Origin of the sequence: Pseudomonas sp. Pseusp11, assembly GCF_047304405.1 — a bacterium.
GTDB lineage: Bacteria > Pseudomonadota > Gammaproteobacteria > Pseudomonadales > Pseudomonadaceae > Aquipseudomonas.
Genome location: NZ_JBGLZF010000048.1, coordinates 1 through 14,628 on the forward strand (window position 1 = coordinate 1; position 14,628 = coordinate 14,628).

Genomic DNA, 14,628 nt, shown 5'->3' on the forward strand with positions numbered 1-14,628 from the left:
CTTTTGACTTTGCTTTTAAAAATCAAGATCAAAAGATCGCAGGCTGCGCCAGCTCCTACAGGATCGGGTGTTATTCAGATATCACAATCCGGCTTGCGGGCCTTCAATAAATGCAATACGAAACAAGGGAGAGCCCTCATGTCGGGAACTACTCTACTGATCAACCTCGCCGGCTCCATTGCCCTGTTGCTATGGGGCACTCATATGATTTCTTCGGCGCTGTTACGCGGCTTCGGCACGCCGCTGCGTCAGTGGCTGGGCCACAACCTGAACAACCGCTGGATGGCGTTGCTGTCGGGGATCGGTATCACCGGGGTCTTGCAAAGCAGCACCGCCGTGAGCCTGATGGCGACCTCGTTCACTGCCGCCGGGACGCTGGGACTGGCGCCGGCCCTGGCGGTGATGCTCGGCGCCAACATCGGCTCAACCCTGGTGGTGCAGTTGCTCAGCGTCGATGTGTCGATGCTCACGCCCAGCGTTTTGCTGGCGGGCCTGATCGTCTTTCGGCTGCGCGATGACTCGCGCTACGAAAGCGTCGGTTGTGCACTGATCGGCCTGGGGCTGATGCTGCTGGCCTTGCACATGCTCGGCTCCACATTGGCGGAAGTCGAAGGCACGCCGATCTTCCAGCTGATCATGCAGAGCCTCGAGGGCGATCTGGTCATTGCGCTGCTGGTGGCGCTGATCCTCACCTGGCTGTGCCACTCCAGCGTGGCCGTGGTGTTGCTGATCGTCTCGCTGGCCGCCACTGGCATGCTCTCGGCCAGCACCCTCGTCGCGCTGGTGCTGGGGGTGAACATTGGCGGTGCGCTGCCCTCGGTCATCAACGCCGGATCGAGCGTCGGCCGACGCCTGCCGCTGGGCAACCTGCTGGTGCGTGCGGTCGGTGCTCTGGCGGTCTTGCCGTTTGCCGGGTTGCTCGCTCAAGTGCCGCTCGCGCCCTCGACCCTGGTGGTGTGCCTGCACACCGGTTTCAATCTACTGCTGGCGTTGGTGTTCATCGGTCTGACCGACGTACTCGCCAATGCCCTCACCAGACTGCTGCCGGCACCTGAGCGGGATGTCGATCCCGGCATGCCGTGCTATCTGGACGAGGCCGGCCTGGAAGTGGCCAACATCGGCCTGTCGAATGCCGCTCGCGAAGCGTTGCGCATGACCGACATGTTCTCGACCATGCTCGGCCGGATGCTGCAGCTGTTCCACACATCGCTACCGGCCTGCGCCGATGAAGTGCAGCGGATCGATCAATCCCTGGACCTGCTCAGCGCGGCGATTCGCGCTTATCTGGCCGACATCGGCAAGGAAGGCATCAGTGACAGCGATGCCGATCGTTCCCAGGAAATCCTCACGTTCGTGATCAACCTCGAACATGCCGCGGACATTCTTTCCAGCAGCCTCACGCAGTTGGCCATGCGCCGCTTGCGTCGGGGTGAACAGTTCTCGGCCTTCGAACTGGGCAACATCGCCCCGCTGCACGACGCCGTTCTGGAAAGCCTGAGCCTGGCGATCACCGTGTTCCTGCGCGAAGACATCGCCACCGCCCATCAACTGATCCAGCGCAAGGAGACCGTCAGAAGGCTCGAAGCCTGCGCCAGCCGCGAGCACTTTCGCCAGTTGCAGGAAGACAAAAGTACCTGGGCGCAATCCGGTGATATTTTCCAGCGGGTACTGCGTGATTACCGGCGCCTGCATCACCACATCGCCGCCCTGGCGTATCCGCTGCTCGAACGCGCCGGTGAGCGCTCGGTCGAGAGCATCGACGCTCCCGTTACGGATCGCATGACGGTAGATCTGGCTGGAATTGAGTGAGGCATATATCGATCGGCAGGGAACTCCTGACCACCGCCAGGCATCCTAAATTATGTGTTACTTCCTTCACGCTTCACGCTTTCGGAGGACGCCGTCATGCGCCGTCTGTTTTTAGTATCTTCACTCGTGCTTTGCTTGCCCTTTGGCTCAGCCATGGCCCGTGTGGATGCGGGCGATGTCGCCACCTCAGCCGGGATCTCCGCATCGCTGTACTCAACATTCAAGGATCACAAAATGGTCGTTCCCGCCCGGGATGACGCCTCCAGTTTTGTCGCCAGCGGCGGTACGATCCGTGGCGTCTACCTGGAGTCGGTACTGAAGGAGATTCGTCAAAATCATCCCGACCTAAAGGCCAGCGATGAAGACCTGGCCAGAGCGATCCTCGTTCAGGAAGGTGTGCCAGCGGGTCAATAAAGTCTCAAATGCAAGCGGTAGGGCTAATGACGGCCCTACCTTGCTTCAGCGCTGTTCTTCTCGACTCCTGCGGACAAGCGTGCCCAGCTGGCGACCAGTTGCGCGCTGATGCTGACGCCGCCGCACACCACAATCACCACGTCATGGGCCTCGGCAATTGCCGGATGGTCGAGGTAGGCAATCGCCAATGAAACGCCACACGCCGGCTCGACCAACTGGCGCAGGTCGTTGGCGTAACGAACCACGCCCATGATCGCCTCATCATCGCTGAGCACCACGCATTCATGCGGGAAATCAAGGATGTGCTGCACCGGCCAGGCGGCCACTTGCGCGGCGCCGAGTGACGTGGCAACGGTGTCGATGCGCGGCAGTCTGACCGGGTGCCCGGCAGCGATGGCGGCAGCGAACGACGCCGCCCCCTGGGTTTCGCACGCAACGATCCGACAATCCATGCGCTGATGACGGATCAGGCCGGTGAGCAGGCCCGCCAGCAAACCGCCGCCCCCCACGGATGTCACCAACGCATCGACTTGAGGGCAGTCCTCGAGGATTTCATCGACCATCGTACTGTGCCCTTCCCACAACACCGGGTGATCGAAAGCCGGCACGTATTCGGTGTCTGCGCCCTGCGCGAGTTCTTTCGCCCGTTGATTGGCCTCGTCCCAGACCTTGCCATGGACAATCACCTCGGCACCGGTTTTCCTGATCCTGGCGCGGGTGGTTTCCGGGGTCGTGTTCGGCACCACGATGCAGGCTTTCAGCCCAAGGTTGGCGGCGGCCACCGCCGTGGCCAAACCGGCATTGCCACCGGAAGGGCAGACAACTTTGCGCTTGCCCTGCTCTGCCGCCTGGCTGCACAACAGGCCCATGCCGCGCAGTTTGAACGAGCCGCTGGGTTGCAGGTTTTCCAGCTTGAGCCAGATTCGCCGGGTCGGAGTCGACAGACCCGAGTGCAGAATCAGGGGCGTTCTGATGTGAAGCATCGTGTGCTCCTTGTGACAGCACCGGCGCGTTGAGATCTTTCAACGGGCCGGAAGTGAACGGACAGGCTCATCCTTATCCAAGCTTAGTTCACCCTGCTCGACGACTACCGCTCTCATAACGGGCTGCCCCTCTACACTGGTGATATGCCCTTTTTGCGAGATCAGTTATGAAAATCTCGGCCAAACTCGCGTTTTTCGCCCTCGTCAGCACCCTTGCCTACCTCGCTCTCGCGGTGTTCGGGCTGGGCGGGTTGGCGGCGTTTTTCTCGCATCCACCGCTGGTGGTCATTGCGCTTGCGACCCTGGTGATGGCGATCGTGTCGTTGTTCAGTGAGGGCAATTTGAGCACTGGCGAACGTGAAGACCGGGCCAATCGCTGGGTGCTGCCGGTTTTCGGGGTGCTCGGGTTGTTGAGCGGGTATCTGCCGGCCTACACCGACCGGATCGACTTCTGGACCTTCGGTGGCGAGGGCGTGCGTTGGCTGGGTGCGCTGCTATTCATTGGCGGCGGCGCGTTGCGGATGTGGCCGGTGTTTGTACTGGGCAAGCGCTTCAGCGGATTAGTGGCGATTCAGCCAGGACACCGCCTGGTCACCGACGGAATTTATCGGAATGTGCGCAACCCCAGCTACCTGGGGCTGCTGATCAATGGCGTGGGCTGGGCGCTGGCCTTTCGTTCCGGTGTCGGGTTGCTGCTGGTGGCGCTGATGTTGATACCGCTGATCGCCCGCATTCGCTCTGAAGAAGCGCTGTTACGCACGCAGTTCGGCAGCGAATACGAGGCTTATTGCGCCCGTAGCTGGCGATTGATTCCGGGGATCTACTGAAATAAATCTAACTTCAATTGTGGGAGCGAGTCTGTGGCGAGGGGGCTTGCCCCCGTTTAAGTGCGTAGCACTTACAAGATCTTTGGTAGATCAGAGATTTTGGGACGCTTCGCAGCCCAACGGGGGCAAGCCCCCTCGCCACAGGCCCGCTCCCACATAAACTCGCATCAAGAGAGTGTGTACAGGCTGATTTGGCTGTCGAGATCCAAACGCACTTCGACCGAGTCATAACTGGCCAGTGTGGCGTGCCGGGTCTGAAGGGGATGAACGTGGGTCGCGGTGATGACCATGATATTGGCACCCGCCGCCTCGCCTGCGCGAATTCCGACGTCGGCGTCTTCGAAGATCAGGCACTCGGCTGGATCAACCTGCAGTCGACGAGCCGCCAGCCGATAGCCTGCAGGGTCGGGCTTGCCGGCGCTGACGTCTTCGGCGGTAACCATCACGCCCGGCTCGGGAATACCGGCCGCGGCCATTCGGCGCAACGCCAGGGCCCGCGGCGCAGAGGTGACGATGGCCCATTGGTGGGCGGGCAGCGACTTGAGGAAATTCGCCGCGCCGGACACCTCGACAATCCCCTCCACATCATCGATTTCCGCCTCGGTGATCCACGCCGCTTCAGCTTCGGCATCTACCCCTGGCAACGCCAGGCGATTGATGGTGTCGATGGCGCGAACGCCATGGATGGTCGGCAGAAAGGTTTCGACATCGACGCCGTGGCGCACGGCCCAGGTTGTCCAGATCCGCTCGGCGGCGGCGATGGAGTTGAGGACGGTGCCGTCCATATCGAACAGCAAGCCACGGAATGACCTGTTGAGCAGGGATGTTTTGACAGACAAAGGGCGACGTCCTTTTGCAAGAGCCAGGCAAATGTTGTCCGCTAATGTACACCAGCTCCTACACGGTTCGGGTCGACTGCAAGGCGCGTTGCACACAATCGAGCAACTGCCCCACCGCCCAGGGTTTCCTGATGAACGAAACCGGATGCTTGACCCCGGAGCTTTTCGGGGTTTCGAAGCCGGACATGATCATGATCGGTTTGTCTGGCCAACGGTCGCCAAACTGATTGGCCAGGTCCGCGCCATTGAGTTTGCCCGGCATGGTGATGTCCGTCAGCAACAGCCCCACCTCCGGCGCGTGCTGCTCCAGAAACTGCGAAGCCGCATCCGCGCTGATCTGTGGTTCAACCGCAAAGCCTTCCTCCTGAAGAATTTCGCAAAGAAACTCGAGGATCAACGGGTCGTCCTCAACCACAAGAATCAAACCGTCAGACAAATGCTCGCCCGCCGCCGATACTGGACTCATCACTGTGCCACTCCCTGATTGTTTCATTGGTTGCGCGGGCTCAAATCCGCCTCCTATTCAGGTATGAACAGCGGACTTCGCGGAAAATTCATTTTTGATGCGGTTGTCCTGGACATTCTCTGTTCAAGCCGACAAACACGACCGTTTGTCAGCGCGTAATTGTGGTTAAAATGCCGCCCCCTTCTACATTGCCGACCTTGCCCGATGAATCCAGACGCCCTCTCCATCCTCCACGACCATTTGCTGACAGCACTTGCGGCCGCCCCCGCAGAAACCCGTCGGCTGTTTCACGGCCGTGGGCGCTGCTGGCCGGGGTTGGAGCAATTGACCGTCGACTGGCTCCAGGGCGTGGTGCTGGTCTGCGTGTTCAAGGAGCCGCAAGCATCGCAGCTGGATGATTTGAAGCAGCGACTGATGGCGATCACGCAGGCGCCTGCGTGGAAAACCTCCGGCGCGCATACCTTGCTGCTGCAACATCGCTATTTGCAGGAAAGCACCACCGAATGGCTGATCGGGGAGCCGATCGAGGAAATGACGATCACCGAGGGCGGCCTGCAGTATCGCGTGGACCTGGGCCGCAAACAGAACACCGGCCTGTTTCTCGACATGCGCTATGGGCGCGATTGGGTGCGGGCCAATGCGGATGGCAAGCGGGTGCTAAACCTGTTTGCCTATACCTGCGGGTTTTCAGTGGCCGCCCTCGCGGGAGGCGCTACGCATGTGGTCAACCTGGACATGTCCCGCGCGGCCCTGAGCCGTGGTCGCGACAATCACCGGCTCAACGGCCATGACTTGAGCAAGGTGAGCTTTCTCGGCCACGACCTGTTCAAGTCCTGGGGCAAAGTGATCAATAGCGGCCCTTATGATCTGGTGATCATCGACCCACCGTCCTTTCAGAAAGGTAGTTTTCTGCTGACCAAGGATTATCAGCGTGTGCTACGCCGTCTGCCGGAGTTGCTCAGCCCTCAGGGTACGGTGCTGGCCTGCATGAATGATCCGGCCTTTGGCGCGGACTTCCTCATCGACGGCGTCACTCGCGAAGCACCGAGCCTGCGGTTTGAGCAACGGTTGGAGAATCCGCCGGAGTTTCCCGATGCCGATGTCGAGTGTGGGTTGAAGGCGTTGGTGTTCAGGCAGGGTTAGTTGGAGATCAAAAGATCGCAGCCTTCGGCAGCTCCTACGCGCCTGTGGGCGCCGCCGCAGGCTGCGATCTTTTGACGTTGATTCAACTGCAACCAGGTTGGCCGGGGGCAGCAGACTAATGGTACTTGAGTGCTAAACCACGGCTTCCTACGATAATGGTACGCAGCGGTTGGAGGTTTAGGCCGTTGCGTAGGTGGTGGGTGAACTGAACCCCAATAAGCCCACCACTTGTTTCATGCGCATCTTGAGCCTCTCGGCTCTACTTCCTCCCCATCAAAGAGCTTTGAGGCTCTTTTTTTGCCTGTAAAAACTCCAGCGCCCCTAATACCCGGCATCCGACCGCAATGCCGTTCACCCAAGAGAGTCTTGAGTCAGAGAAACCTGTGGCGAGGGAGCTTGCTCCCGCTTGACCGGGCTGGCGCTCCAGTGCGTAGCACTCACAAAAATCGGCAATGGTTGTCAGATTTTTGGGGCCGCTACGCAGCCCAGCGTCGGAACGCCGCCCGGAGCAAGCTCGCTCGCCACAAAGGTAGGCATGACTGGGAGTGCGTTTAAGTGAACAGCATTGAGCATCCAACCGGGCTTTTTCATTCACGTTACCGACGGCAAAGCAGCCTGTTCAAAGCGAGCCCCCCCTTCCAAGCCATCAGCCTAATGCCACCTATACTCAAGCCACCTTCCCCGCGCTACCTACAATAAAAAGCAGAGGTGGAAAATGGTCTGGCAGCAAATCTACGACCCCTTCGGTAACCCGGTGCTCTCAACCATGATGGCGGCGACGCCGGTGGTGGTGATGCTGGTTTCCCTGGCGTTTTTCCACATCAAGGCGCATCTGGCGGCGTTGTTGGCCCTGGGTTCGGCCTTGCTGATCGCGATTTTCGCCTTCGGCATGCCCGCGAACATGGCGGGCTCGGCCGCGCTGTTCGGCGCCGCCAACGGCCTGTTGCCGATTGGCTGGATCGTGCTCAACATCATTTTCCTGCATCGGCTGACCACCGAGAACGGCTCGTTCAAAGTGCTGCAAGACTCCCTGGCGCGCATCACCGACGATCGACGTCTGCAATTGCTGCTGATTGCCTTCTGCTTCGGTGCCTTCTTCGAAGGGGCCGCCGGTTTCGGCACGCCCGTGGCGGTAACCGGGGCCATTTTGATCGGGTTGGGTTTCTCCCCTCTGGCCGCGTCTGGCCTGGCGTTGATCGCCAATACCGCGCCCGTGGCGTTCGGTGCTTTGGGCACGCCCGTCATCACCCTGGCCAAAGTGACCGGGCTGGATGAAATGGAGCTGTCGATGATGGTCGGTCGGCAGTTGCCGTTCTTCTCGGTGATCGTACCGTTCTGGCTGATCTGGGCCTTCGCCGGATGGCGCAAGATGCTGGAAATATGGCCGCCGATTCTGGTCGCTGGCGTCAGCTTCGCCATACCGCAATTCCTCGTCTCCAACTACCACGGGCCGATGCTGGTGGACGTGATCGCGGCGCTGATTTCCATGGCCTGCCTGACCGGTTTCCTCAGGGTCTGGAAACCGGCCACGGTGCATACCTCGGCCGCCCTGTCAGGGCGAGTCGACCATTCCAGAATTGCCGAGGAGCATGACCAAAAACCCGTCGCCAGCGCGACCTTTGCCAGCGATGCAAAACCCGCCGTAATGCGCGCCTGGATGCCGTGGATCATCCTCACGGTGTTCGTTTTCGCCTGGGGCACCCAGAGCTTCAAAAACCTGTTCGATACCCGCCCGGCCATGGATCCGCAAACCCACTCGGCCAGGCTTGATCCTCAGGGCAAACCGATGCGCGAGGCCAACCCGATCTTTGCCCCTACCGTGACCTTCACCACGATTCATCAACAGATAGAGAAAGTCCCGCCCGTGGTGCCTGCGCCGAAAACCGAGGACGCGATCTACAAGTTCACCTGGTTCACCAGCACCGGTAGCGGCATCTTGCTCGCGGCGATCCTCGGCGGGCTGCTGATGGGTTATTCCATCCCGCAACTGCTGCACCATTACCTGCGAACGCTGTGGGTAGTGCGCTATTCGCTCACCACCATTGTGGCGATGCTCGCCCTGGGTTTTCTCACCCGCTATTCGGGCCTCGACGCCACCATGGGCCTGGCCTTCGCCGCAACGGGCATTTTCTATCCGATGTTCGGCACCCTGCTCGGCTGGCTCGGCGTGGCCCTGACCGGCTCGGACACGGCCTCCAACGTGCTGTTCGGCGGCTTGCAACGGGTGACCTCCGAGCAACTGGGCCTGAGCCCGGTGCTGATGGCCGCCGCGAACAGTTCTGGCGGGGTCATGGGCAAGATGGTCGACGCCCAGTCGATCGTGGTCGCGTCCACCGCTACCCGCTGGTACGGCCACGAAGGGGAAATCCTGCGCTACGTGTTTTTCCACTCCGTGGTGCTGGCGATTCTGGTCGGCGGGCTGGTGACGTTGCAGGCGTATGTGGCGCCGTTCAGTCATATGGTGGTGGGCGGGCACTGACTCCCGCTCTCACATTTTGACGTTCTGGCGCATGACACCTTCACTTGGGGGAGGATGTGTCGCGCCGCAAAGTCTGCGTAAAATGCCGTGTCCATACCGGGTCCAATCCCAAAACAGACTCATCATCCCTGTGATCAACACCACTGGTGAATTGTGGCTCCACCCTACTTTCAATGCCTGAACGATCAATCATGAGCGGAACCTCAAAGACGCTTTTCAAGTTCTGCCTGTCGGTTTCGCTGCTGATTGCCTTTCACGCAAGTGGCGCCCCCTTGCCGCTCGAACTGTATATCCCGGACGCTCCGCCCCTGACGTTCGTCGATGGCTCCAAAGGCCACGGCATGGTCGGCGAGGCCGTGATGACCGCCATTGCCAACGCCGGCTATGTCGCGTATGTCCATGTTCTTCCCTGGGCCAGATCGCAGAAACATGTCAGCGAGAATCAGGACATCCTGATCGCCCCTTTGTCACGCACGCAGGAACGTGAAGATCGCTTCACCTGGATCGCGCCGATCATGCCCATGGAGCGTGCTTTTTTCAGCCTTGACCGGCCGGTGAACAGCTTCGAACAAGCGAAGCAAACCTACCGGGCGATCGGCGTCGGCCTGGGCAGTGCGCAGGAGGAAATCCTCCGTGCACAAGGCTTCAGCGACGATCAGATCCACCCCCTGACCATTGGCGACAACCCCGCGCAGATGCTCTTGAAAGGTCGCATCGATGCCTGGTTCAACGGTGTCCCGGAGAGTCGATACATCTGGCCGAAAGTGTCTGAGCGTACACTGCACATGAGCCCCGTCATGAGCAGTGCGCAGCTCTATCTCGCTTGCTCAAAGCAGTGCTCCGCTCAACTGGTGCAAGACTTGCGCGCGGCAGTTGAAACGCTTCGCGATGACGGCACCCTGGCGCGCATACAAAAGCGCTATTTGTCGCCATAGGAATTCTGAGGGCACGCGGCTAAACCCATTCAAGGCAGGCATCCCTCCTCCTCTGGCACCTGCAACCCCATGAACCGCCGCACTCTATGAGCCTCGGGCTGCTCGCGGATCGCCTGTGGCGAGGCATCCAGCTGAATGTGGCCGTTTTCCATGAAGATCACCCGATCGGAAATCGACAGGGCAAAGTCCATCTCGTGGGTGACGATCAGCAGGGTCATGCCTTCGCGGGCCAGGTGGCTGATGACCGTGAGTACTTCGCCGACCAGCTCCGGATCCAGCGCCGAGGTCGGTTCGTCGAACAGCAGGATATCCGGGTCCATGGCCATGGCCCGGGCAATCGCCACCCGTTGTTGCTGGCCGCCGGACAGCTGATGCGGATATTTGTGGACGTGTGCCAACAGGCCGACCTTGTCGAGTAACTGGCAGGCGCGCTGTTCGCTCAGTGCCCGACCGACACCGTGATAACGAGGGGCAAGGCTGATGTTGTCCAGCAGCGTGCGGTGCGGGAACAGGTTGAAGTTCTGGAACACCATGCCGATGCGCCGTACACCCTGACGAAGCCGACGGCCATCCGGTTTGTCCTCGGCATTGATGAAGCCCTCCCCGAACAGCAGGATTTCGCCCTGATCGATGCGCTCCAGGCCATTGACCGTGCGAATCAGCGAAGTCTTGCCGGAGCCGGACGGGCCGATGATCGAAATCACCTGGCCACTTTGCACCTTCAGGTCGATGCCCTTGAGCACATGATGATCGCCGTAGCGTTTGTGCACGCCCTGCAGTTGCAGGGCCGGGGCGGCGCCTTTGGATGGCGGCTTGAGCTTGCTCGATAGCTTGCTCGATAGAACAGGCGCCAGACTGTCACGCAGCACTTGTGTCGAGGCGCTGTCGAGGGTTTGCGGGGTCCGCAGGTTGAGGTCCAGGTAGCGTTCCAGACGCTGCAGGGCAAAGCCGAACAGCGTGACGATCAGCACGTAGTACACACCCACCGCCGCCAGGGTTTCCATCACCAGGAAGTTCTGCGCATACAGGCGCTGGCCGACGGTCAACAGTTCGGTCAATGAAATCACCGAGATCAACGACGTCAGTTTGACCACCGTGATGTATTCGTTGATCAAGGTCGGCAGTGAGATACGAAAGGCCTGGGGAATCACAATCAGCCGTTGCAGGCCGAGCAGGCCGATACCCAGGGCGCGGCCGGCTTCCTTCTGGCCCTTGGCGACCGAGATCAGCCCGCCACGATGAATTTCAGCCATGTAGGCGGCCTCGGTGACCACCAGCGCCAACAGGCCGGAATAGAACGGTACCGACAGCACCGGCCCGGCACCGGGCAGCAGCTGCGGCAGGTTGTAGATGAAGACCACCAACACCAGCAGCGGAATGCTGCGAAAGAACCAGATGTAGAGTGACGCCGGCAGGCGCAGCCAGGGCGAGCCGGACAGCTTGGCTGACGCCAGGATGAAGCCCAGCAACATCCCCAGGAACCAGGCCAGGGCGCTCAGTTCGATGACGGTCAGGCTCGCCGCCCAGAAGTCAGTCTTGGAGAACAGCGAAATAAAGTAAGACCAGTCGAATTGCATAGACACCTCGTGCTCGCCGCGCCCTCGACCGAGGGCGCGGTTTCAGCCATTACTCGGAGACCGGTTCCAGGTCGTATTTTTTGAGAATGGCGGCGTACTCACCGTTGGCCTTGCTGTCGGCCAGCGCCTTGACCAGCGCCTGATAAGTAGCGTCGGCGTCTTTCTTCACGTAGATGCCCAAGGTCTGCGGGTAAACCAGCTTCTGCGAACTGACTACGACCCGCCCGTTGGTGCGCTGGGCGATCATGTGCGCGGCGCCGGCGATTTCCACCTGGGCCTGAATGTTTTTCGACAGTAGCGCCTGCGTCACTTCGGGAGCCGAGGGGTATTCGTTGACGGTGATCGCGCCTTTGTTGTTCGGCACGCAGTAGTCGCTGGATAACTGGTTGAACTTGGCAACCCAGGTGGTGCCCTGCTCCAGGCCGATCTTCAGGCCGCACAAGTCCTCGGGAACCTGCGGGCTCAACTCGCTGCCCTTGGGCACCATGATCGCCGCGCCGGTATTGGCGTAGGCGATGGTGCGGGCCTGGAGCTGGCGCTCGGGGGTGATGTACATGCCGGAAATGATCGCGTCGTAATGCCCGGCGTTGAGGCCGTTGATCAGATTGGGGAACTTGGTGTCGACGAAGTTGGCCTTGACGCTCATCGCCTTGGCCAGGGAGTGGGCCAACTCAGGATCGGAACCGACCACATTCTTGTCAGCGTCGTAGGACTCGAACGGTGGGTAGGTGATTTCCATACCGACCTTCAACACACCGGGGGTCGCGGTGCTGGCGAAGCCGGTGCTGGCGCAGAACAGGCCGGCGGCGAGCAGGCTCAGTTTGGTCAGGGCGTTGTGGCTTTTCATGGTGGGAAGCTCCGTGGGTTGTTTTTTTAGGAATGAGAGGTGGTGTTCTTCAGATGGCCGAAACACGATGGTTTTCGGGCCCGGGACGGCAACTCAAGCTCGCCGCTCTCCACGCGTTTGCGCAGGTACTGGTAGGTCTGCAAGGCCTGGCTCCACATGTGCTCGCCAATCGCCAGCGCCTCGTACTCCCGGTCATCCCTGGCGAATGCCGGCAGCGGCTTGATCAGCGTGTGATAGTCGCAGGCGTAGAACAGCGGGAAGCTGTAGCGCTCCTGAGCAACCTTGCGCACCCGGTGGGCAGTGGCGACAAAGGCACCTGCGGTCATGACTTCCAGCATGTCGCCGATGTTCACCACGAACGCGTCGGGTAGTGGCGGCGCGTCGATCCACTGCCCCTGATCATTGAGCACCTCCAGCCCCGGTTGATCGGCGTGCAGGATGGTGAAGCACTCGTAGTCGGTATGCGCGCCGATGCCCGGAGCGTCGACGACATCGGCGTCGAAGGGGTAATGGATCAGCCGCAACTTGGAGGGTGGGCGAGTCACCAGCGCGTCGAAGTAACCCTCCTCCAGCCCCAGGGCCAAGGCGAAGCCATCGAACAGCCGGCGGCCTAGCGCGAACACCGCCTGATAGTAGTTTTGGACCGTGCTCTGGAAGCCCGGCACGTCGGGCCAGTGGTTCGGCCCCAGCAGCGGTGTACGGTTGAGGAACAGCGGGTCATCCGCTGGCACTTCGAAGCCGATATCGAACGCTTCTTTGTGATCCGGCTTGCCCTTGGAATACACCTCCTCGCCTTCGGGCACGAAGCCCTTGTGGCTTTCCGAGGCGCCGATGTAGTGGCGCATCTTGGCGTCCAGCGGTTGCGCAAAATAATCCCTGGCCGCCTGGCGCAGGCCCTCGATCAGCGCCGGATCGATGCCGTGCCCGGTGATGTACAGAAAGCCCACATCGCTGGCGGCGCGGCCCAGTTGCTCGGCCACTGCCAGGCGGTGCTCCAGTTCGATACTGAAGAGCCCGGCGATGTTCACCACCGGAATGCTGTTGAAGTTGGCTTGGGTTGGCGAGGTGTTACGCATGGCGGGCTCCTTCACGGGTGAAACGGTCGAAGTGTTCGCGCTCGGTCCTAGCCATCCACTGGTTCAAGGTCCAGAGGTCGGCCACCGGCATGTTGGTGAAGGGCAAGTGGTGCAGATAACCGTCGGCACCGAACTCCGGGGTCAAGGTGCTGACCGGGTAGCCACGTTCGCGCTGAGAGGTCCAGACGGCCTCCCAGTGGCGCTGATGAAACGCCAGTTCACGGGCATATTCCGGGGCGGCGGGATGGGGGACTTGCGGGCCTTGGTCGTAGCCGACCCGAGCCTGGATGTGATGCACGCGTTCGACGAAGGCCGAAAGATCGTCGGCCGGATCGTCCAGCAGTCGCTCACAGCACACCACCCAGTGGCTGACGTCACTGGTGAAACGCAGGCCCGGCAGTTGGCGGATCAGCTCCAGGGTCACCCAAGGGCTGTAAAGGGAACGGGCGCGATGCGTCTCGAAACTGCAGAACACGCCATGCCTGGCGGCCAGTTCCATGGCCTGGCCGAAAAATTCGACCTGCAATGCCTGCGGCCAGCGGTCGTTGCCTGCCAGCAGATTGACGAAACGTGGGGTCAGCTCCGAGGCCCAGCCCAGTTTGCGATCAATGTCGGCCAAGTGTTGGGTGGGCGTGGCGTTCTGGTCGGGCAATACATCGTAGGCACTGAACAGTGTGCAGATGTAGGGAACTTGATTACTGCGCAGGAAAGCGCCGAACTCGCCACGCTCATCGGCCTGCAGTGGCAGGCGCGCTTCGAGGCCATCGAAGCCGGCGGCGAGCAGTTCATCCAGGGCCTGTGCCTTGCTGGCGGTATAGCCCCATAACGTGCGGAAAATTTCTAGCTTCATGCATTCCTCTCGGCTGCGTCAGGCCACCCGCTATTGGGCTGGCGTTACTGGGCAGTCGAAAGAAGTTGCAGCGGGCCGCTGCTCTGATGGCTGCGGTCCCGTGAGACGAATCCTAAGGCTAGGGCGACAAGCGATTGAATAGGCTGCAGCAAATAGTTAGTTCAGAAATTCATGAACTAACGATGCCGGATTTTCTTGCGTTGCGTAAGCCGCAATGCGATCCGTAGCAGCTGCCTAGCCTGAGTTTGGCCGTAGCAGCTGTCGAGCTCGCGAGGCTGCGTTCGGCTGCGCAGCAGTCGTAAAACCAGAACTCGCGGTGTGTCAGGTAGACCGCATCAGCCGGATTCACGACTGCTTCGCAGCCGAACGCAGCCTCGCAGGCT

Annotated in this window: 13 protein-coding genes; 6 read left to right on the forward strand and 7 right to left on the reverse strand. The window is 60.6% G+C overall.

What is annotated here, in order from left to right:
* Nucleotides 1–138 precede the first annotated feature (138 nt).
* Nucleotides 139–1,809: a Na/Pi cotransporter family protein gene (locus ACCC96_RS26205; RefSeq protein ID WP_413697325.1), complete on the forward strand. Its 1,671-nt coding sequence runs from the start codon at nt 139–141 to the stop codon at nt 1,807–1,809.
* Between the two features lie 96 nt (nt 1,810–1,905).
* A complete protein-coding gene (locus tag ACCC96_RS26210) occupies nt 1,906–2,223 on the forward strand; it encodes a DUF2388 domain-containing protein (protein ID WP_019578720.1) in 318 nt (105 codons plus the stop codon).
* 35 nt (nt 2,224–2,258) lie between these two features.
* On the opposite strand, the gene ACCC96_RS26215 is transcribed toward ACCC96_RS26210, so the two are convergent.
* The gene (locus ACCC96_RS26215) at nt 2,259–3,206 is read right to left on the reverse strand and encodes a pyridoxal-phosphate dependent enzyme (RefSeq protein WP_413697326.1); all 948 of its coding nucleotides are present in this window, start codon (nt 3,204–3,206) and stop codon (nt 2,259–2,261) included.
* A gap of 167 nt (nt 3,207–3,373) precedes the next feature.
* Between ACCC96_RS26215 and ACCC96_RS26220 the strand changes: the two genes are divergently transcribed.
* Entirely contained in the window at nt 3,374–4,033 is a 660-nt protein-coding gene (locus tag ACCC96_RS26220; protein WP_413697327.1) for a methyltransferase family protein, read from the forward strand.
* A 167-nt stretch (nt 4,034–4,200) separates the two neighbouring features.
* Here ACCC96_RS26220 and ACCC96_RS26225 read toward each other — a convergent pair whose 3' ends face one another.
* Both ACCC96_RS26225 and ACCC96_RS26230 read right to left on the reverse strand, forming a co-directional pair.
* Complete coding sequence (locus tag ACCC96_RS26225; protein ID WP_019651657.1) at nt 4,201–4,872, reverse strand: HAD-IA family hydrolase; 672 nt, start codon at nt 4,870–4,872, stop codon at nt 4,201–4,203.
* Nucleotides 4,873–4,930: 58 nt separating this feature from the next.
* A complete protein-coding gene (locus ACCC96_RS26230) occupies nt 4,931–5,338 on the reverse strand; it encodes a response regulator (RefSeq protein ID WP_413697328.1) in 408 nt (135 codons plus the stop codon).
* Nucleotides 5,339–5,542: 204 nt separating this feature from the next.
* On the opposite strand from ACCC96_RS26230, the gene ACCC96_RS26235 reads away from it, so the two are divergent.
* The 3 genes from ACCC96_RS26235 to ACCC96_RS26245 all read left to right on the forward strand — a co-directional run bounded on the left by ACCC96_RS26235 (nt 5,543) and on the right by ACCC96_RS26245 (nt 9,895).
* Nucleotides 5,543–6,481 (forward strand): class I SAM-dependent methyltransferase, encoded by a 939-nt coding sequence (locus ACCC96_RS26235; protein WP_413697329.1) that lies wholly within the window; start codon nt 5,543–5,545, stop codon nt 6,479–6,481.
* Nucleotides 6,482–7,196: 715 nt separating this feature from the next.
* Nucleotides 7,197–8,960, forward strand: coding sequence for an L-lactate permease (locus ACCC96_RS26240; protein ID WP_413697330.1), 1,764 nt, complete (start codon nt 7,197–7,199; stop codon nt 8,958–8,960).
* A 173-nt stretch (nt 8,961–9,133) separates the two neighbouring features.
* A complete protein-coding gene (locus ACCC96_RS26245) occupies nt 9,134–9,895 on the forward strand; it encodes a substrate-binding periplasmic protein (protein ID WP_413697331.1) in 762 nt (253 codons plus the stop codon).
* A gap of 29 nt (nt 9,896–9,924) precedes the next feature.
* Here ACCC96_RS26245 and ACCC96_RS26250 read toward each other — a convergent pair whose 3' ends face one another.
* The 4 genes from ACCC96_RS26250 to ACCC96_RS26265 are packed head-to-tail and all read right to left on the reverse strand — an operon-like array spanning nt 9,925 to nt 14,245.
* Nucleotides 9,925–11,472, reverse strand: coding sequence for an amino acid ABC transporter permease/ATP-binding protein (locus tag ACCC96_RS26250; RefSeq protein WP_413697332.1), 1,548 nt, complete (start codon nt 11,470–11,472; stop codon nt 9,925–9,927).
* A 49-nt stretch (nt 11,473–11,521) separates the two neighbouring features.
* Nucleotides 11,522–12,319 carry a transporter substrate-binding domain-containing protein gene (locus ACCC96_RS26255; protein WP_413697333.1) on the reverse strand — a complete coding sequence of 266 codons (798 nt, stop codon included), beginning with the start codon at nt 12,317–12,319 and terminating at the stop codon, nt 11,522–11,524.
* Nucleotides 12,320–12,345: 26 nt separating this feature from the next.
* Nucleotides 12,346–13,395 (reverse strand): isopenicillin N synthase family dioxygenase, encoded by a 1,050-nt coding sequence (locus ACCC96_RS26260; RefSeq protein ID WP_413697334.1) that lies wholly within the window; start codon nt 13,393–13,395, stop codon nt 12,346–12,348.
* A complete protein-coding gene (locus tag ACCC96_RS26265; RefSeq protein ID WP_413697335.1) occupies nt 13,388–14,245 on the reverse strand; it encodes a sugar phosphate isomerase/epimerase family protein in 858 nt (285 codons plus the stop codon). The genes ACCC96_RS26260 and ACCC96_RS26265 overlap by 8 nt, the downstream gene beginning before the upstream one ends.
* Nucleotides 14,246–14,628: the final 383 nt, after the last annotated feature.

Coding starts and splice junctions, on each gene's coding strand:
- ACCC96_RS26235 (WP_413697329.1), top strand. CDS start 5,543: ATGAATCCAGACGCCCTCTCCATCCTCCACGACCATTTGCTGACAGCA.
- ACCC96_RS26255 (WP_413697333.1), bottom strand. CDS start 12,319: ATGAAAAGCCACAACGCCCTGACCAAACTGAGCCTGCTCGCCGCCGGC.
- ACCC96_RS26250 (WP_413697332.1), bottom strand. CDS start 11,472: ATGCAATTCGACTGGTCTTACTTTATTTCGCTGTTCTCCAAGACTGAC.
- ACCC96_RS26220 (WP_413697327.1), top strand. CDS start 3,374: ATGAAAATCTCGGCCAAACTCGCGTTTTTCGCCCTCGTCAGCACCCTT.
- ACCC96_RS26215 (WP_413697326.1), bottom strand. CDS start 3,206: ATGCTTCACATCAGAACGCCCCTGATTCTGCACTCGGGTCTGTCGACT.
- ACCC96_RS26240 (WP_413697330.1), top strand. CDS start 7,197: ATGGTCTGGCAGCAAATCTACGACCCCTTCGGTAACCCGGTGCTCTCA.
- ACCC96_RS26205 (WP_413697325.1), top strand. CDS start 139: ATGTCGGGAACTACTCTACTGATCAACCTCGCCGGCTCCATTGCCCTG.
- ACCC96_RS26230 (WP_413697328.1), bottom strand. CDS start 5,338: ATGAGTCCAGTATCGGCGGCGGGCGAGCATTTGTCTGACGGTTTGATT.
- ACCC96_RS26265 (WP_413697335.1), bottom strand. CDS start 14,245: ATGAAGCTAGAAATTTTCCGCACGTTATGGGGCTATACCGCCAGCAAG.
- ACCC96_RS26210 (WP_019578720.1), top strand. CDS start 1,906: ATGCGCCGTCTGTTTTTAGTATCTTCACTCGTGCTTTGCTTGCCCTTT.
- ACCC96_RS26260 (WP_413697334.1), bottom strand. CDS start 13,395: ATGCGTAACACCTCGCCAACCCAAGCCAACTTCAACAGCATTCCGGTG.
- ACCC96_RS26245 (WP_413697331.1), top strand. CDS start 9,134: ATGCCTGAACGATCAATCATGAGCGGAACCTCAAAGACGCTTTTCAAG.